The following is a 16,353-nucleotide window of genomic DNA, read 5'->3' as shown; positions in this document are numbered from 1 at the left end:
TGGTTGGCGCTGCGGGCCGCAGCCGGCCACAATAGGGGTTTCCCCATTCTGTTGCCGGAGTTCCCCGTATGGCCGAAATCAAGGAAGCACTTGTCCCCGATATCGGTGACTACAGCGATGTCCCGGTAATCGAGGTGCTGGTGTCGGTCGGCGATACGGTCAGCAAGGACCAGAGCCTGGTCACGCTGGAATCGGACAAGGCCACGATGGAAGTGCCTTCGTCAGTGGCCGGCGTGGTCAAGGAGATCAAGGTCAAGGTCGGCGATTCGCTGTCGCAGGGCGCGCTGGTCGCGCTGATCGAAGTGGCCGACGCCGGCACCGAGACCGCCGCGGCACCTGCACCGGCCGCCGCTCCCGCCGCCCCGGCCAAGGCCGCTGCCGCGCCGGCGCCTGCCGCCAAGGCCGAGCCGGCCGCGCCCGCCGCGTCTTCGGAAGGCGGCCTGGTCGAGGCCCGCGTGCCTGATATCGGCGACTACACCGACATCCCGGTGATCGAGGTGCTGGTCGCCGTCGGCGATACCGTCGCCAAGGACCAGAGCCTGGTCACGCTGGAATCGGACAAGGCCACGATGGAAGTGCCGTCCTCGGCCGCCGGCGTGGTCAAGGAACTCAAGGTCAAGGTCGGCGACACGCTCTCGCAGGGCAACGTGGTGGCGATCATCGCTGCCAGCGATGGCGGCGCCGGTGCGGCGCAGTCCCCGGCCAAGCCCAGCACCGACACCGCCGAAACCGCCGGCAAGGTCGAGCCGGTCGCGGTGTCCGCGGTGCCGGACAAGCTGGCCCAGCGCGAGATCGCACAGGTGCAGGGCGCCCGCTCCAGCGAGGCCGCGCAGCCTGCGCAGGGCGGCCAGCCGTCCGCCGGCAGCCCGTCCAGCCCGCCGGTGACCTTCGACGCCGACAGCGTGCTGCCGTCCAAGGTGGCCTACGCCAGCCCGGTGGTGCGCGTGTTCGCACGCGAGCTCGGCGTGGACCTGAACCAGCTCAAGGGCAGCGAAAAGGGCGGCCGTATCACCCGTGAGGATGTGCAGCGCTTCGTCAAGGCCGCTCTCAGCGGCGGCACGCCTGCCGCAGCCGGTGCTACGCCGGCCGGTGGCGGCACGGGGCTGAACCTGCTGGCCTGGCCGAAGGTGGACTTCAGCAAGTTCGGCGAGACCGAGACCCAGCCGCTGTCGCGCATCAAGAAGATTTCCGGTGCCAACCTGGCGCGTAACTGGGCGATGATTCCGCACGTCACCCAGTTCGAATCGGCCGACATCACCGACCTGGAAGCGCTGCGCGTGGCGCTGAACAAGGAGAACGAGAAGGCCGGCATCAAGCTGACCATGCTCGCCTTCCTGGTCAAGGCCAGTGCCGCGGCGTTGAAGAAGTTCCCCGAGTTCAATGCCTCGCTGGATGCGGCCGGCGAAAACCTGACGTTGAAGAAGTACATCAACATCGGCTTCGCCGCCGATACGCCGAACGGCCTGGTCGTGCCGGTGATCCGCGACGTCGACAAGAAGGGCGTGCTGCAGATCGCGCAGGAAAGCGGCGAATTGGCCAAGAAGGCGCGCGACGGCAAGCTCGGCCCGGCCGACATGAGCGGCGGCTGCTTCTCGATCAGCTCGCTCGGCGGCATCGGTGGTACCGCATTCACGCCGATCATCAATGCGCCGGAAGTGGCGATCCTGGGCGTGTCCAAGTCGGCGATGCAGCCGGTGTGGAACGGCAAGGAGTTCGCGCCCAAGCTGATGCTGCCGTTGTCGTTGAGCTACGACCACCGCGTCATCGACGGCGCGCTGGCCGCACGCTTCACCACCTACCTCAGCCAGGTGCTGGCCGACATGCGCCGCGTCCTGCTGTGAGAGCAGCGCTGCTGACGCTTGCCCTGCTGGGCGTGCTGCCGTGGACATCGGCGGCGGCACGCCAGTGCGAGAGCACGCTCGGGCGCGGCTGGCCGCCGGCGGTGGGCAACTACGGCACCGCGGTGACCACGCTGCTCGACGCCGGTACCAGGCCGAGCCTGGCGTTGCTGACGCTGCCTACCCGCGGCCTGGAAAGCGGGGTGTCGCTGGTGCCGGGCAAGGATGGTGCCGACTGGACCCTGCGGCATAGCCGCGCCGATGAGCGCGTCTACAGCTGGGTCAGCCAGAGCGACCGCGGCAGCGTGCAGTTCCGCACCGAGCAGACCCCGGAAACGGTGGAGATCCCGATCCCGGCGGCATTGGCAGAACGCCTGGTCAGCCACTGGAGCGGCGCACTGACGCAACTGGCGCCAGTCGGCCGCAGCGCGCCGGTAAGCGAGGGCGAGGTGCTGTCGTTCCAGGTCGATGGCGTGCGTTACAGCGGCACCCGCCCCAGCTGCGGCGCCGGCGAGCTGCTGCTGCAGCAGGCCGCGTTGCTGATCGAAGCCAGCGAAAGCAAACAAAACAAGCGCGACAAGCGCTGGACCCAAATCGAATCGTCGCTGGATGAACTCCAGCAGACGCTTGCCGGCACGGCCGGTTGAGCCACAGGAGAAGCAAATGGCGGTCATTGAAATCAAGGTTCCCGACATCGGCGATTACAGCGATGTCCCCGTCATCGAAGTGCTGGTCGCCGTCGGCGACAGCGTGGTCAAGGACCAGGGCCTGGTGACGCTGGAGTCGGACAAGGCCACGCTGGAAGTGCCGTCCTCGGCCGCCGGCGTGGTCAAGGAGCTCAAGGTCAAGATTGGCGACACCCTGTCCGAAGGCGCAGTGGTCTTGCTGCTGGAAACCGAAGGTGAGGCCGCTGCCGCACCCGCCGCGCCGAAGGCCGAGACCAAGGCCGCTGCGCCTGCTGCGGCCCCCGCAGCTGCCGCGCCCGGCAGCAAGCCGCCGGTGACGCCGTCGCATCGCGCCCCGGCCGAACCGGCGCCGTCCAAGCCGGCACTGGCCAGCGGCAAGCCGGCCGATATCGAATGCAAGATGGTGGTGCTCGGCGCCGGCCCCGGCGGCTACACCGCCGCGTTCCGCGCCGCCGACCTGGGCCTGGACACGGTGCTGATCGAGCGCTACGCCAGCCTGGGCGGGGTCTGCCTCAACGTCGGCTGCATCCCGTCCAAGGCGCTGCTGCATGCCGCCGCGGTGATCGACGAAGTGGCGCATGCCGGCGACTTTGGCGTGGACTTCGGCCAGCCCCAGATCACCCTGGACAAGCTGCGTGAGTACAAGGAAAAGGTGGTCGGCAAGCTCACCGGCGGCCTGGCCAGCATGGCCAAGCAGCGCAAGGTGCGTACCGTCACCGGCGTGGCGTCGTTCGTGTCGCCCAACGAGCTGGAGATCGTCGGCGACGACGGCAAGACCCAGCTGCTGCGCTTCGAGCACTGCATCATCGCCGCCGGCTCGCAGGCGGTGAAGCTGCCCAACTTCCCGTGGGACGACAAGCGCGTGATGGATTCCACCGACGCGCTGGAACTGCACGACATCCCCAAGACCCTGCTGGTGGTCGGCGGCGGCATTATCGGCCTGGAAATGGCCACGGTGTACAGCGCGCTCGGCAGCAAGGTCACTGTGGTCGAGTTCATGGACCAGCTGATGCCAGGTGCCGACAAGGACCTGGTCAAGCCGCTGGCCGATCGGCTGAAGAAGCAGGGCGTTGAGGTCCATCTCAAGACCAAGGCCACCGACGTCACCGCCGACGGCGCCGGCATCACGGTGTCGTTCGAAGCGGCCGTGGAGGGCGAGAAACCCGGCCTGCAGGCCACTGCGTTCGACCGCGTGCTGGTGGCCGTGGGCCGCTCGCCCAATGGCAAGAAGATCGGCGCGGAAAAGGCCGGCGTTACCGTCACCGATCGCGGATTCATTCCGGTCGATCGGCAGATGCGCACCAACGTGCCGCATATCTTTGCCATCGGCGACATCGTCGGTAACCCGATGCTGGCGCACAAGGCCACCCACGAAGGCAAGCTGGCCGCCGAAGTGGCTGCCGGCGAGAAGAAGGAGTGGGTGGCGCGGGTGATCCCGTCGGTGGCCTACACCAACCCGGAAATCGCCTGGGTCGGCGTCACCGAGACCGAGGCCAAGGCCAAGGGCCTGAAGGTCGGCGTGGCCAAGTTCCCATGGGCGGCCAGCGGCCGTGCGATCGGCATCGGCCGCACCGAGGGCTTCACCAAGCTGATCTTCGACGAAGACACCCATCGCATCATCGGTGGTGCCATCGTCGGCGTGCACGCCGGCGACCTGCTGGCCGAGATCGGGTTGGCGATCGAGATGGGCGCCGAAGCCGAAGACATCGGCCACACCATCCATGCGCATCCGACCCTGAGCGAGTCGGTCGGCATGGCCGCCGAGGTCTACGACGGCACCATCACCGACCTGTACATCCCGAAGAAGAAGTAAGCACGGCCTTGCCGCTGCGTGTGGTGCGGTCGCCGCGGTGGTGAGTCGACGCATGGAGGTCGTGATGGGGCAGGGCGATCTGTGTCCTGAACTGCAGGCGCTGCTGCAGCACGAACTGGCCAGCGGCAACCGGATCGCCGAGCCGCCGCGGCGGACCGACTGGCCACATCCGGGCTCGGTGTTCGTCTCGCTGAAGCGCGACTTGCGCAGCGACGTGGCGTCGCTGCCGGCAACGGTGCAGCATGCAATCTGCACCGATCCGCACTACGGTTGGCACGACGAGTGCTACTGCACCACGCACCAGCATCTGCTGGTAGCGGGTGCGACCAAGCCGCCCTGAGCGTGTGTCCGCTGCTGCCCTGGGTTGCAGCCGCGTCGGTTACTTGCCACGCATCCGTTAAACGACAGAACCCCGCATCGCTGCGGGGTTCTGCATGAAGCTGCTTTTTCGGGGTCCGGGTCCCGGGCCCGGAAGAATCAGAACGCGAACGTCACGCCGGCCACCGGGCCCTTGAACTCCTGCTTCAGGCCGATCAGGCCGTCGCTACCGCGCTGGTCGACGTCGAGCTTGAACCAGTCGTAGCCGGCGAAGATGCCGAAGTTCTTGGTGAAGCGGTATTCGGCCATCGCGTTGGCACGGCTCAGGTCGCCCGAATAGTCGCCGAAGTCGCCCCAGCTGGTGTTGAGGTACTGGCCCTGCACGTTGAACAGCCAATGCTCGCTCGGCCGTGCGGTGAAGCGGATACCGACCACCGGCGCCACGCCGTCTTCGCTTTCGTCCAGCACGTCGCCGGTGAACACGTCGCCCAGGTCGGCGTATGCGTTCGCCTCGACCTTGGCGTATTCGGCACCGATCTGCAGGCCCAGGCTGAATTCCGGGGTGTCGACCACGGAGTAGTCGTACACCAGGCTCGCCACCTGGTACTTGAGCTCGCCCTTGATGAAGCTGCCGCTCGGCACGGTGAAGCCGCCGGCGCTGACGTCTTCACCCAGGGTCTCGCGGCGATCCTTGTCGTACTTGAAGTAGTCGAAGATCAAGCGCTGACGGGTGCTCATGCGGAACACACCATCAATGCGCGGCTCCCACTCCTTGCCACCGAAATCGAAATCCTGGTCCAGCGCGATTTCGTTGCCGGCCACCACGGTGTTGCCACGCAAGGTGTTGTCGTTGTCGATGTTCATCGCGCCCAGACGGATCTGGAAGCGGTCATCGGTATCTTCGGCGTGCGCCGGCGCGGCATAGGCGGCAGCCAATACGCACGGGATGGCCAGTGCGAGGAGGTGTTTCATGGGGAGCTCCGATTCTTGGAATGATCAGGCGGTTGGGCCTGTGCCGCGCATCTTCGATAAGACGGCGTCTTCCATAAGTGAAGGAGCTGTCGCATACGCGTGAAGGGCAAGATAGCAATCGGACAAAACGGTCCGCTGCCGCAGGCGCTCCGACATTAGTCGTGCGCTGCGCAGTGGGGCGCCAACGGTGACGCGATACCACCGGCGTCGCGCGGCGACTGCGCTGATTGGACCGCCGATGGGAAGGTTGCAGGGTGCGACAAAATGCGTAAAAAAGCAGGAGCCCCGGTGGCCCGGGGCTCCCATACGCGACCTGCGGCGGAACCTTTCGACGAGGATGTGCAGGCCTCGGCGGTTATGACCGCCAGTTTGTGGCAAAGTTCCCACCCGCTGCGGCGCCCCCTGTCTGGTGCGCCGCAGCAACGGATGACCTCTGCCGGTTGTCTCGCAATTTGTCCCATTGCTATACTTTCGCGGCTCGACGAGGCGCATCTGCGCTTCCCACTCATTCACACGTAAGGTAACCGTAGTGCTGAACTCCGTTGACGCGGGTCGGCGGTTGATGCTGCGCGCTGCGGTATATCCGCTTGCCGCCGTAGCTATAACCAGTCTGGGGTTGCTGTTGGTCGGTCCCCGTTACTCTGCCGGTCTGGCACTGACCGGGTTTGCGACGGTGCTGGGCGGTTGGGTGGCAGCACGTACCGCGCTAGGTGGCGGTATTCAGGCAGCCGGCATTGCCATGGTCCGGCTGATTCTGGCGATGGTGTTGAAGTGGGTGTTGGTTTTCGTGGCGCTGGCGCTCGGCTTCGGCCTGTGGCGGCTGCCTCCTCTGGCCTTGTTGGCGGGTATCGCCATCGGGCTGATTTTTCAGGTTCTGGCTCTGGCCAGGCGTTGATTCGAACTTAAAGGGCTCCGGACACATGGCGGGCGAGGCAGCAACACCTACCTCCTATATCCAGCATCACTTGCAGAACCTGATCTATCCGGTTCGCGAGGGTGGCGGCACGTTTTGGACCATCCACGTCGACACCCTGGTCATGGCGGTGTTGATGGGCCTGGTCATGGTCCTGGCGTTCTGGACGGCGACCCGCAATGCCACCGCCGGCGTGCCTGGCAAGTGGCAGGCGTTTGTCGAGATCTGCCTGGAGTTCGTCGACCGCCAGGCCAAGGACACCTATCACGGCAGCAGCAAGCTGGTGACGCCGATCGCGATCACCATCTTCTTCTGGATCCTGTTGATGAACCTCATCAAGATGATCCCGGCCGATTTCATCGCCATCCCGCTGGGCTGGGCCGGTATCCACGCCTGGAAGCCGGTGCCGACCGCCGACGTCAATGCCACCCTGGGCATGTCGATCAGCGTGTTCTTCCTGATGATCGTGTTCTCGCTGCGCTCCAAGGGCGTGGGCGGCATGACCAAGGAATTCCTCACGGCGCCGTTCGGCAAGTGGATGATGCCGTTCAACCTGCTCTTGAACATCGTCGAGTGGCTGAGCAAGCCGATTTCGCTGGCGATGCGACTGTTCGGCAACATGTTCGGCGGCGAGATCGTCTTCCTGCTGATCTGGGTGCTGGGCGGTGCGGGCATCGCCGGCATGGTCGCTGGCGGCGTATTCGGCCTCGGCTGGATGCTGTTCCACCTGTTGGTGATTCCGCTGCAGGCCTTCATTTTCATGATGCTGTCGATCGTGTATCTGAGCCTTGCCGAAGACAGTCACTGAGTTTGCTGCACCCTTCATCTGCTTCATCCCGATTCATCCATCACCCTTAGAAACTTTCGTTCGGAGATCACCATGTACCTCGCCGTCCTGACCAACCTCGCTCAAGTCCAGAGCTCCACCGTCCTCGCCGTCGGCATCATGATCGGCCTGGCCGCGCTGGGTGCCGGCCTCGGTCTGGCCATCATGGCTGGCAAGTTCCTGGAATCTGCCGCGCGCCAGCCGGAACTGATCCCGGTGCTGCAGGTCCGCATGTTCATCACCGCCGGCCTGATCGACGCCGCGTTCATCATCAGCGTCGCTGTCGGCCTGCTGTTCGCCTTCGCCAACCCGCTGGCCCAGGTGTTCATCGAGCGTCTGTCGCAGGCTGCCGGCTGATCCAGCGGTAGCAGGATGTGGAGGCAACCGCGTGCGGTTGCCCCCGCGGATGAAGGTCGGAAAGCGTCGCCCCGCGGTGGCGCTTTCACCCCTAAACAGCGATTGAGCGACCCATGGATATCACCCTTACCATCTTTGCCCAGGCGCTGGCCTTCGCCGGTCTGATCTGGATCGTCGCGACCAAGATCTGGCCGCCGCTGCTGCAGGCGATCGAAGAGCGTCAGCAAAAGATCGCTGAAGGTCTGGCTGCGGCCGATCGCAGTCAGAAGGATCTGGCGCAGGCGCAGGAAAAGGTCAACGAAGCACTGAAGGACGCACGCACCAAGGCCAACGAGATCATCGATCAGGCCCATGCGCGCGCCAACCAGATCATCGAAGCGGCCAAGCACGAGGCAATTGCCGAAGCCAACCGCCAGAAGGATCTGGCACAGACCGAGATCGACGCGTCCGCCACGCGTGCCCGCGAGGAACTGCGCAAGCAGGTGTCCGTGCTGGCCGTCAGCGGTGCCGAGAAGCTGCTCAAGCGCGAAATCGATGCCAACGCCCACAAGGCGCTGCTCGACGAGCTGGCGGCGGAGATTTAATCGATGAGTCAGGCCCTCACACTTGCCCGTCCGTACGGCCGCGCCGCGTTTGCGATCGCGCGTGAGGGCGGCAACTTCGCGCCCTGGTCCGATGCGCTGGCGTTTTCGGCGCAGGTGGCCGGCGACCCGCGCGTGGCCGCGCTGCTGCTCAACCCGGCGCTGCGCCAGGATCAGGCAGTGACGTTGCTGGCACCGCCGCAGGCGAGCGAAGACTATCTGCGTTTCCTCGGCCTGCTGGCCGACGCGCAGCGGCTGTCGCTGCTGCCGGAAGTGGCAGGACTGTACGAACAGCTGCGGGCCGACGCCGAACACGTCGTCAAGGCGACGGTGACCTCGGCGGCTGCAATGAGCCAGGCGGAACTGGACACGATCGCTGCTGCGCTGAAGAAGCGTTTCGGCCGCGAGGTGGACATCACCACCGCGGTGGACGCCTCGTTGATCGGCGGCGCGGTGATCGACACCGGCGACGTGGTCATCGACGGCTCGCTGAAGGGCAAGCTTGCGCGTCTGCAAAGCTCGCTCGCCCACTGAATTCACATAAACGCATGGCCCTCGCGGCCGGCACCTAGGACTGAACGATGGCAACCACGCTCAACCCCTCCGAAATCAGCGACCTGATCAAGACCCGCATCGAGGCGGTCAAGCTGTCCGCAGAGTCGCGCAACGAAGGCTCCGTGACCAGCGTGTCCGACGGCATCGTGCGCATCTTCGGCCTGGCCGACGTGATGCAGGGCGAAATGATCGAACTGCCGAACAACACCTTCGCGCTCGCATTGAACCTGGAGCGCGATTCGGTCGGCGCCGTGGTGCTGGGCGATTACGAAAACCTGCGCGAAGGCGACGTGGCCAAGACCACCGGCCGCATCCTGGAAGTGCCGGTCGGTCCGGAGCTGCTCGGTCGCGTGGTCAACGCGCTGGGCGAGCCGATCGACGGCAAGGGCCCGCTGGGCGCCACCCAGACCGCACCGGTGGAGCGCGTGGCGCCCGGCGTGATCTGGCGCAAGTCGGTCGACCAGCCGGTGCAGACCGGCTACAAGTCGGTCGATGCGATGATCCCGATCGGCCGCGGCCAGCGCGAGCTGGTCATCGGCGACCGTCAGACCGGCAAGACCGCGCTGGCGATCGATGCGGTGATCAACCAGAAGGGCACCGGCATCAAGTGCGTGTACGTGGCGATCGGCCAGAAGGCCTCGACCGTTGCCAACATCGTGCGCAAGCTCGAAGAGAACGGCGCGCTGGCGCACACCGTGGTGGTGGCTGCGACCGCGTCCGAGTCGGCCGCGATGCAGTACATCAGCCCGTATGCCGGCTGCACCATGGGCGAGTACTTCATGGACCGCGGTGAAGACGCGCTGATCGTGTACGACGACCTGTCCAAGCAGGCCGTGGCCTACCGCCAGATCTCGCTGCTGCTCAAGCGCCCGCCGGGTCGCGAAGCCTATCCGGGCGACGTGTTCTACCTGCACTCCCGCCTGCTCGAGCGCGCTGCGCGCGTGTCCGAGGAATACGTGGAGAAGTTCACCAACGGTGCGGTGACCGGCAAGACCGGTTCGCTGACCGCGCTGCCGATCATCGAAACGCAGGCCGGCGACGTGTCCGCATTCGTGCCGACCAACGTGATCTCGATCACCGACGGCCAGATCTTCCTGGAAACCGACCTGTTCAACGCCGGTATCCGTCCGGCCGTGAACGCCGGTATCTCGGTGTCGCGCGTCGGTGGTGCGGCCCAGACCAAGATCATCAAGAAGCTGTCCGGCGGCATCCGTATCTCGCTGGCGCAGTACCGCGAGCTGGCGGCGTTCGCGCAGTTCGCCTCGGACCTGGACGAAGCCACCCGCAAGCAGCTCGAGCGCGGTCAGCGCGTCACCGAGCTGATGAAGCAGAAGCAGTACGCGCCGATGTCCATCGCCAACCAGGCGCTGTCGATCTACGCCGTCAACGAGGGTTACCTCGATGAAGTGCCGGTCAACAAGCTGCTGGCGTTCGAAGAAGGCCTGCACGCGCACTTCGCCAACACCCAGGGCGAGCTGATCTCCAAGATCAACGCCACCGGCGGCTGGGACAACGACATCGAAGCTGCCTTCAAGAAGGGCATCGAAGAGTTCAAGACTACGGGCAGCTGGTAAATCCAGCTGCGGGAATCGGGAATCGAGAATAGGGAATCGTCAAAGCGGGTTGGCTGTGCCAATTCCCGATTCACGATTCCCCATTCCCACTAAGCGAGCGAAGCGAGCGAGTATGGCAGGCGGACGCGAAATCAAAACCAAGATCAAGAGCGTGCAGAACACCCGCAAGGTGACGCGCGCGCTCGAAATGGTCTCGGCCTCCAAGATCCGCAAGGCGCAGGACCGCATGAAGACCTCGCGTCCGTACGCGCAGGCGATGAAGCAGGTGATCGGGCATCTGGCGCAGGCCAGCACCGACTACCAGCATCCGTTCCTGGTCGAGCGTGAGCAGGTCAAGCGGGTCGGCTACATCGTGATCTCTTCGGACCGCGGGCTGGCCGGCGGCCTGAACAACAACCTGTTCCGCAAGATGCTGGGCGAAGTGCGCCCGTGGCAGGACAAAGGTGCCGAGATCGACGTGGTGACCATCGGGCAGAAGGCCTCGGCGTTCTTCCGTCGCATCAAGGTCAACATGGTCGGCAGTGTCACCCATCTGGGTGACAGCCCGCAGATCGAGCAGTTGATCGGCGTGATCAAGGTGATGCTGGATGCCTTCGTCGAGGGCAAGGTGGACCGCGTGTATCTGGTCTACAACCGCTTCGTGAACACGATGACGCAGAAGGCCAGCTTCGATCAGCTGCTGCCGCTGCCGGCCGCCGAGCACAAGGTGGCCCACCACGATTGGGATTACCTGTACGAACCCGATGCCGCGACCGTGCTGGAGCACGTGATGACGCGTTACATCGAGTCGCTGGTGTACCAGGCCGTGCTGGAAAACGTGGCCTCCGAACATGCCGCGCGCATGGTGGCGATGAAGGCCGCCAGCGACAACGCCAACAAGATGATCGGCACCTTGCAACTGGTCTACAACAAGGCGCGCCAGGCGGCGATCACCCAGGAAATTTCGGAAATCGTCAGCGGCGCGGCCGCTGTCTAGCCGGGAATGGAGAATCGGAAAACGGGAATAGGCAAGGCCGTCGGTGCTCTTGATCTTCCCATTCCCCATTCTCGATTCCCCATTCCCGACACCAGAATCGAACAGACATTAGTGGAGTTATCCAAATGAGTCAGGGCAAGATCGTTCAGATCATCGGCGCGGTCGTCGACGTCGAATTCCAGCGCAATGAAGTGCCGAAGGTCTATCACGCGTTGAAGGTCGATGGCACCGAAATCACCCTGGAAGTGCAGCAGCAGCTCGGCGATGGCGTCGTGCGCACCATTGCGCTCGGCTCCACCGACGGCCTGAAGCGCAACCTGCTGGCCACCAACACCGAGCGTGCGATTTCGGTGCCGGTCGGTGCCGGGACGCTGGGCCGCATCATGGACGTGCTGGGTCGCCCGATCGACGAAGCCGGCGACGTGCAGGCATCGGACCATTGGGAAATCCATCGCGCTGCGCCGTCGTATGAAGACCAGTCCTCCAGCACCGAGCTGCTGGAAACCGGCATCAAGGTCATCGACCTGATGTGCCCGTTCGCCAAGGGCGGCAAGGTCGGCCTGTTCGGCGGCGCCGGCGTCGGCAAGACCGTCAACATGATGGAACTGATCAACAACATCGCCAAGGCGCACTCGGGTCTGTCCGTGTTCGCCGGCGTGGGCGAGCGTACCCGCGAGGGCAACGACTTCTACCACGAGATGAAAGACTCCAACGTGCTGGACAAGGTTGCGATGGTGTACGGCCAGATGAACGAGCCGCCGGGCAACCGTCTGCGCGTTGCGCTGACCGGCCTGACCATGGCCGAGTACTTCCGCGACGAGAAGGACGCCAGCGGCAAGGGCAAGGACGTGCTGCTGTTCGTCGACAACATCTACCGCTACACGCTGGCCGGTACCGAAGTGTCCGCGCTGCTCGGCCGCATGCCGTCGGCAGTGGGTTACCAGCCGACCCTGGCCGAGGAAATGGGCGTGTTGCAGGAGCGCATCACCTCGACCAAGAGCGGTTCGATCACCTCGATCCAGGCCGTGTACGTGCCCGCGGACGACCTGACCGACCCGTCGCCGGCGACCACCTTCGCCCACCTGGATTCCACCGTCACGCTGAGCCGTAACATCGCCTCGCTGGGTATCTACCCGGCGGTGGATCCGCTGGATTCCACCAGCCGCCAGATGGACCCGCTGGTGATCGGCCACGAGCATTACGACACCGCCCAGCGCGTCCAGCAGACCTTGCAGAAGTACAAGGAACTGAAGGACATCATCGCGATCCTGGGCATGGACGAGCTGAGCGAAGAAGACAAGCAGTCGGTCTCGCGCGCACGCAAGATCGAGCGCTTCTTCAGCCAGCCCTTCCACGTGGCCGAAGTGTTCACCGGCTCGCCGGGCAAGTACGTCTCGCTGAAGGACACCATCCGCGGCTTCAAGGCGATCTGCGACGGCGAGTACGACCACCTGCCGGAGCAGGCGTTCTACATGGTCGGCAGCATCGAAGAAGCCGTCGAGAAAGCCAACAAGATGAGCGCCAAGGCCTGATGGATCCCAGCCGCTATGCGGCTGGAATCGGGAATCGGGAATCGGGAATCGTAAAGGCGGGTCATCGGTAGGTCGGAATCGACAGGAAGAGGGAAAGCGTGCAGCCAGCCGCTCTTCCCAATCCCGATTCCCGATTCCCGATTCCCGCCTCACTACAGTGAGGCACCATGAGCACTATCCGTTGCGACATCGTCAGCGCCGAGAAGGAAATCTTCCACGGTGAGGCGACGCTGGTCGTGGCCACCGGCGAGCTGGGTGAGCTGGGCATCGCGCCCAAGCACGCGCCGCTGATCACGCGCCTGAAGCCGGGCAAGGTGGTGGTCACCACCGCCAATGGCGAACACCTGGACTTCGCCATTTCCGGCGGCATCCTGGAAGTGCAGCCGCAGGTGGTGACCGTGCTGGTCGACACCGCGGTGCGTGCCCAGGACATCGACGAAGCCGCCGTGCGCAAGGTCAAGGAAGAGGCCGAGCGTCTGCTGGCCAACCGTGGCGACACCGTGGACGTAGCCGATGCGCAGCGTCGGCTGGCCGAAGCGACCGTGCAGCTGCAGGCACTGGAACGGCTGCGTCGCACCCTCAAGCACTAAGCACGCGGGCTCGAGCCCGTTTGCGCGTTCCGCGATACCTGCTGCACCGCCACACCCAGGTGTGGAGTGAAAACGCCGACCCTCGTGTCGGCGTTTTCGTTTCTGGCGCTGCGCATGCGTGGGGTGGCTTGCAGGCTCGGGGACTGCAGGCACACTGCGTGGCTTGTGCTGTGCTGCCGGCGGCGCGGCATCTCACCTGCATATCGAGGAACACCCGATGACCCGGACGATCGATGACTTTCGTGGCTACGCGCTGAGCGGCCTGCTGGCCGTGGCGTTGCTGGGGTGTGCGCTGCCGGCACGCAGCCAGCCGCCCCTGGATCCATTGCTGGACCGCATCGTGCAACGCAACGCCATCGGCGATGCGGTGGCGCTGAGCAAGTGGGACAGCGGCAAGCCGGTGCTGGACCAGACCCGCGAGGCGGCGGTGCTGCAGAGCGTGCGCGAGCAGGCGCCTGCGCACGGGCTGGATGCCGACGATGCGGCGCGCTTCTTCGCTGCGCAGATCGAGGCCAACAAGTCGGTGCAGTACGCACTGCTGAACCACTGGCGCGAACGTGGGCGCGCGCCGGACACGGCGCGTCCGGATCTGGCGGGCCTGCGCACGCGTCTGGATCAGCTGCAAGGCGAACTGCTCGACGCACTGGCCGATGTCGCGCCGGCGCGTGCAGCGCCGCAATGCCCGGCCAATACGGCGCATGCCGCCGCCCGGTATGCGGCGCAATGGCAGCTGGACGCGCTGCATCGCGCGGCGCTGGTCCGCAGCCTGGGCGATTTCTGCCACTGATACGCGTGGTGTCCAGGGCGCGCCATGCACGGCGCAGACCTCGGCGGTGCGGGTGACGGCAACGCCGATCGTGTTTTCTGTCAGTCCAACCCGGCACCGTTGTCGACGACTGCGCTGACGTCAGCGCGCTCGCTAGCGATACACCACGTGCCGGCCCAGGAAAAACGACACGATCGCCAGGCCACCTTCCACCAGCGGTTTGGCCAGCCAGGCCTGACGCAGGCCGACCAGGTCCACTGTCGCCGACAACAGCCAGGTGCTGATGAGGGTCAGTGCCAGCCACATCAGCGCAAAGCGACGGAAACGCGGCCAGCCCAGGCGTGCACCGCCGTCCTGGGCGAAGGTGTAGCGGCCATTCAGCCAGAAGCCCAGCACCGCGCCGGTGATCCGCCCGAGCAGATTGGCCGGCACGGCAGGCATGCCGGCCGCGGTGGCAACGATGAAGATGCCGCAGTCCACCGCCAGCTGCAGGGCACCAATGATCATGAATTGGCTGCCTTGGCGGAACAGACTCATACGGGCCGGGTCATCGTGGAAGGGTGACCATGCTAACCGCAGCGGCGCTTGAAAAGTGTCATCGTCGCGCGTGCTGCGGGCAGGACACGACGCACTGCCGGGACAGCGACTAGAATTTGGTTCTCCCATGTTCTGGAACGCTTCGATGACTCTGCCCTTGTACGTCGTGATCCTGGCTGCGGGCGAGGGCAAGCGCATGCGCTCGTCCCTGCCCAAGGTGCTGCAGCCGCTGGCGGGCCAGCCGATGCTGGCACATGTGATCGCCACCGCGCGGCAGCTGCAGCCGGTAGCGATCCACGTGGTGCACGGGCACGGCGGCGAGCAGGTGCAGGCGGCGTTCGCCGCGCAAGACGACCTGCACTGGGCCGAGCAACGTCAGCAACTGGGCACCGGGCATGCGGTGCAACAGGCGATGGATGCGATTCCGGATGCGGCGACGGTGCTGGTGCTGTACGGCGATGTGCCGCTGATCCAGTGCCAGGACCTGCTGCAGTTACTGCATGCACCCGGGCGCATGGCGGTGCTGGTGGCCGATGTGCCCAATCCCACCGGGTACGGCCGCATCCTGCGCGATGCCGAAGGCAAGGTCGCCGCGATCGTCGAGCAGAAGGACGCCAATGACGAGCAGCGCCGCATCCGCACCATCAACACCGGCATCCTCACTGCCGAGTCCACGGCGCTGCGCCGCTGGCTGGGTGGTCTGTCCAACGAGAACGCACAGGGCGAGTTCTATCTCACCGACGTGTTCGCCAGCGCCGCTGCCGATTTCACTCCGGCCGACATGGTGCACGTGGCCGATGCGCAGGACGTGGAAGGCGCCAACGACCCCTGGCAGCTGGCGCAGCTGGAGCGCGCCTGGCAGCTGCGTGCGGCGCGTGCGCTCTGCCTGCAGGGCGTGCGCATGGCCGACCCGGCGCGCGTGGAGCAGCGCGGCTCGGTGACGGTAGGTAGCGACGTGCAGCTGGACATCGATGTGGTCCTGGAAGGCGATGTGACACTGGGCGATGGCGTGGTGATCGGCCCCTTCGTGCGCTTGCGCGATGTGACGCTGGGCGCCGGCACGCAGGTCCGCGCGCACTGCGACCTGCAAGGCGTGGTGACCGAAGGAGCGGTGCAGATCGGCCCGTTCGCGCGGCTGCGTCCTGGCACCGTGCTGGCCGATGGCGTGCATATCGGCAACTTCGTCGAGACCAAGAAGGTCACGATGGGCGTGGGCAGCAAGGCCAACCATCTGACCTACCTGGGAGATGCGGTGATCGGCAGCAAGGTCAACATCGGCGCCGGCACCATCACCTGCAACTACGATGGGGTGAACAAGTCGCAGACCACCATCGGCGATGGCGCCTTCGTCGGCTCCAACAGCGCGTTGGTGGCACCGATCGAGATCGGCGCCATGGCTACGATTGGCGCCGGCTCGGTGATCACGCGCGATGCGCCGGCCGGCCAGCTCAGCGTGGCGCGCCCGCGGCAGACGGTGATCGAAGGTTGGGAACGCCCGACCAAGAAATAGCGTGTTTTC

General features: G+C 65.3%; 17 protein-coding genes. 15 read left to right on the top strand and 2 right to left on the bottom strand.

Translation table 11 applies throughout. The features are described from left to right. Positions 1–68 precede the first annotated feature (68 nt). Genes H7A86_RS17335 through H7A86_RS17320 form a run of 4 tightly spaced genes read left to right on the top strand, consistent with a single transcriptional unit; the run spans position 69 to position 4,677 of the window. Positions 69–1,841, top strand: a complete 1,773-nt coding sequence (locus H7A86_RS17335) for a dihydrolipoyllysine-residue acetyltransferase (RefSeq protein ID WP_119131760.1) — start codon at positions 69–71, stop codon at positions 1,839–1,841. Further along, on the top strand, positions 1,838–2,485 hold the full coding sequence (locus H7A86_RS17330; protein ID WP_119131761.1) for a hypothetical protein: 648 nt from the start codon (positions 1,838–1,840) through the stop codon (positions 2,483–2,485). Before H7A86_RS17335 ends, H7A86_RS17330 begins: the two co-directional genes overlap by 4 nt. A gap of 16 nt (positions 2,486–2,501) precedes the next feature. Beyond that, positions 2,502–4,337, top strand: coding sequence for a dihydrolipoyl dehydrogenase (gene lpdA / locus H7A86_RS17325; RefSeq protein ID WP_119131762.1), 1,836 nt, complete (start codon positions 2,502–2,504; stop codon positions 4,335–4,337). Between the two features lie 52 nt (positions 4,338–4,389). Further along, on the top strand, positions 4,390–4,677 hold the full coding sequence (locus H7A86_RS17320) for a hypothetical protein (RefSeq protein WP_119131763.1): 288 nt from the start codon (positions 4,390–4,392) through the stop codon (positions 4,675–4,677). 137 nt (positions 4,678–4,814) lie between these two features. Here H7A86_RS17320 and H7A86_RS17315 read toward each other — a convergent pair whose 3' ends face one another. After that, entirely contained in the window at positions 4,815–5,627 is an 813-nt protein-coding gene (locus tag H7A86_RS17315) for a hypothetical protein (RefSeq protein ID WP_042594608.1), read from the bottom strand. Positions 5,628–6,156: 529 nt separating this feature from the next. Between H7A86_RS17315 and H7A86_RS17310 the strand changes: the two genes are divergently transcribed. The 10 genes from H7A86_RS17310 (at position 6,157) to H7A86_RS17265 (ending at position 14,318) form a co-directional block, all read left to right on the top strand. Next, complete coding sequence (locus tag H7A86_RS17310; RefSeq protein ID WP_016901016.1) at positions 6,157–6,522, top strand: hypothetical protein; 366 nt, start codon at positions 6,157–6,159, stop codon at positions 6,520–6,522. 25 nt (positions 6,523–6,547) lie between these two features. Continuing rightward, complete coding sequence (gene atpB / locus H7A86_RS17305; RefSeq protein ID WP_039421795.1) at positions 6,548–7,348, top strand: F0F1 ATP synthase subunit A; 801 nt, start codon at positions 6,548–6,550, stop codon at positions 7,346–7,348. A gap of 72 nt (positions 7,349–7,420) precedes the next feature. Then, positions 7,421–7,723 carry a F0F1 ATP synthase subunit C gene (gene atpE / locus H7A86_RS17300; protein WP_002814105.1) on the top strand — a complete coding sequence of 101 codons (303 nt, stop codon included), beginning with the start codon at positions 7,421–7,423 and terminating at the stop codon, positions 7,721–7,723. A gap of 113 nt (positions 7,724–7,836) precedes the next feature. Continuing rightward, complete coding sequence (locus H7A86_RS17295; RefSeq protein WP_016901014.1) at positions 7,837–8,307, top strand: F0F1 ATP synthase subunit B; 471 nt, start codon at positions 7,837–7,839, stop codon at positions 8,305–8,307. Between the two features lie 3 nt (positions 8,308–8,310). Then, positions 8,311–8,838 (top strand): F0F1 ATP synthase subunit delta, encoded by a 528-nt coding sequence (locus H7A86_RS17290; protein WP_104583245.1) that lies wholly within the window; start codon positions 8,311–8,313, stop codon positions 8,836–8,838. Between the two features lie 47 nt (positions 8,839–8,885). Continuing rightward, positions 8,886–10,433 carry a F0F1 ATP synthase subunit alpha gene (gene atpA / locus H7A86_RS17285; RefSeq protein ID WP_104535126.1) on the top strand — a complete coding sequence of 516 codons (1,548 nt, stop codon included), beginning with the start codon at positions 8,886–8,888 and terminating at the stop codon, positions 10,431–10,433. Positions 10,434–10,545: 112 nt separating this feature from the next. Beyond that, a complete protein-coding gene (gene atpG / locus H7A86_RS17280; protein ID WP_065032896.1) occupies positions 10,546–11,409 on the top strand; it encodes a F0F1 ATP synthase subunit gamma in 864 nt (287 codons plus the stop codon). 125 nt (positions 11,410–11,534) lie between these two features. Next, entirely contained in the window at positions 11,535–12,941 is a 1,407-nt protein-coding gene (gene atpD / locus H7A86_RS17275; protein WP_104583247.1) for a F0F1 ATP synthase subunit beta, read from the top strand. 167 nt (positions 12,942–13,108) lie between these two features. Next, positions 13,109–13,531, top strand: coding sequence for a F0F1 ATP synthase subunit epsilon (locus H7A86_RS17270; protein WP_104583248.1), 423 nt, complete (start codon positions 13,109–13,111; stop codon positions 13,529–13,531). A gap of 217 nt (positions 13,532–13,748) precedes the next feature. Continuing rightward, a complete protein-coding gene (locus H7A86_RS17265; protein ID WP_104649357.1) occupies positions 13,749–14,318 on the top strand; it encodes a chorismate mutase in 570 nt (189 codons plus the stop codon). Positions 14,319–14,450: 132 nt separating this feature from the next. On the opposite strand, the gene H7A86_RS17260 is transcribed toward H7A86_RS17265, so the two are convergent. Continuing rightward, positions 14,451–14,834, bottom strand: coding sequence for a GtrA family protein (locus H7A86_RS17260; protein WP_119131764.1), 384 nt, complete (start codon positions 14,832–14,834; stop codon positions 14,451–14,453). A 145-nt stretch (positions 14,835–14,979) separates the two neighbouring features. Here H7A86_RS17260 and glmU point away from each other — a divergent pair, with 145 nt between their 5' ends. After that, a complete protein-coding gene (gene glmU, locus H7A86_RS17255) occupies positions 14,980–16,344 on the top strand; it encodes a bifunctional UDP-N-acetylglucosamine diphosphorylase/glucosamine-1-phosphate N-acetyltransferase GlmU (RefSeq protein ID WP_119131873.1) in 1,365 nt (454 codons plus the stop codon). Positions 16,345–16,353 lie beyond the last annotated feature (9 nt).

Source organism: Xanthomonas euroxanthea (assembly GCF_903989455.1).
GTDB classification, from domain to species: Bacteria; Pseudomonadota; Gammaproteobacteria; order Xanthomonadales; family Xanthomonadaceae; genus Xanthomonas; species Xanthomonas euroxanthea.
The sequence above is the reverse complement of the archived record's forward strand: the minus strand, read 5'-3'. Positions and strand labels throughout refer to the sequence as shown.

What these genes read in the sequence shown, in the direction of transcription:
- H7A86_RS17335 (WP_119131760.1), top strand. Translation starts at nt 69, where the DNA reads ATGGCCGAAATCAAGGAAGCACTTGTCCCCGATATCGGTGACTACAGC.
- lpdA (WP_119131762.1), top strand. Translation starts at nt 2,502, where the DNA reads ATGGCGGTCATTGAAATCAAGGTTCCCGACATCGGCGATTACAGCGAT.
- H7A86_RS17320 (WP_119131763.1), top strand. Translation starts at nt 4,390, where the DNA reads ATGGAGGTCGTGATGGGGCAGGGCGATCTGTGTCCTGAACTGCAGGCG.
- H7A86_RS17315 (WP_042594608.1), bottom strand. Translation starts at nt 5,627, where the DNA reads ATGAAACACCTCCTCGCACTGGCCATCCCGTGCGTATTGGCTGCCGCC.
- atpB (WP_039421795.1), top strand. Translation starts at nt 6,548, where the DNA reads ATGGCGGGCGAGGCAGCAACACCTACCTCCTATATCCAGCATCACTTG.
- atpE (WP_002814105.1), top strand. Translation starts at nt 7,421, where the DNA reads ATGTACCTCGCCGTCCTGACCAACCTCGCTCAAGTCCAGAGCTCCACC.
- H7A86_RS17295 (WP_016901014.1), top strand. Translation starts at nt 7,837, where the DNA reads ATGGATATCACCCTTACCATCTTTGCCCAGGCGCTGGCCTTCGCCGGT.
- H7A86_RS17290 (WP_104583245.1), top strand. Translation starts at nt 8,311, where the DNA reads ATGAGTCAGGCCCTCACACTTGCCCGTCCGTACGGCCGCGCCGCGTTT.
- atpA (WP_104535126.1), top strand. Translation starts at nt 8,886, where the DNA reads ATGGCAACCACGCTCAACCCCTCCGAAATCAGCGACCTGATCAAGACC.
- atpG (WP_065032896.1), top strand. Translation starts at nt 10,546, where the DNA reads ATGGCAGGCGGACGCGAAATCAAAACCAAGATCAAGAGCGTGCAGAAC.
- atpD (WP_104583247.1), top strand. Translation starts at nt 11,535, where the DNA reads ATGAGTCAGGGCAAGATCGTTCAGATCATCGGCGCGGTCGTCGACGTC.
- H7A86_RS17270 (WP_104583248.1), top strand. Translation starts at nt 13,109, where the DNA reads ATGAGCACTATCCGTTGCGACATCGTCAGCGCCGAGAAGGAAATCTTC.
- H7A86_RS17265 (WP_104649357.1), top strand. Translation starts at nt 13,749, where the DNA reads ATGACCCGGACGATCGATGACTTTCGTGGCTACGCGCTGAGCGGCCTG.
- H7A86_RS17260 (WP_119131764.1), bottom strand. Translation starts at nt 14,834, where the DNA reads ATGAGTCTGTTCCGCCAAGGCAGCCAATTCATGATCATTGGTGCCCTG.
- glmU (WP_119131873.1), top strand. Translation starts at nt 14,980, where the DNA reads ATGACTCTGCCCTTGTACGTCGTGATCCTGGCTGCGGGCGAGGGCAAG.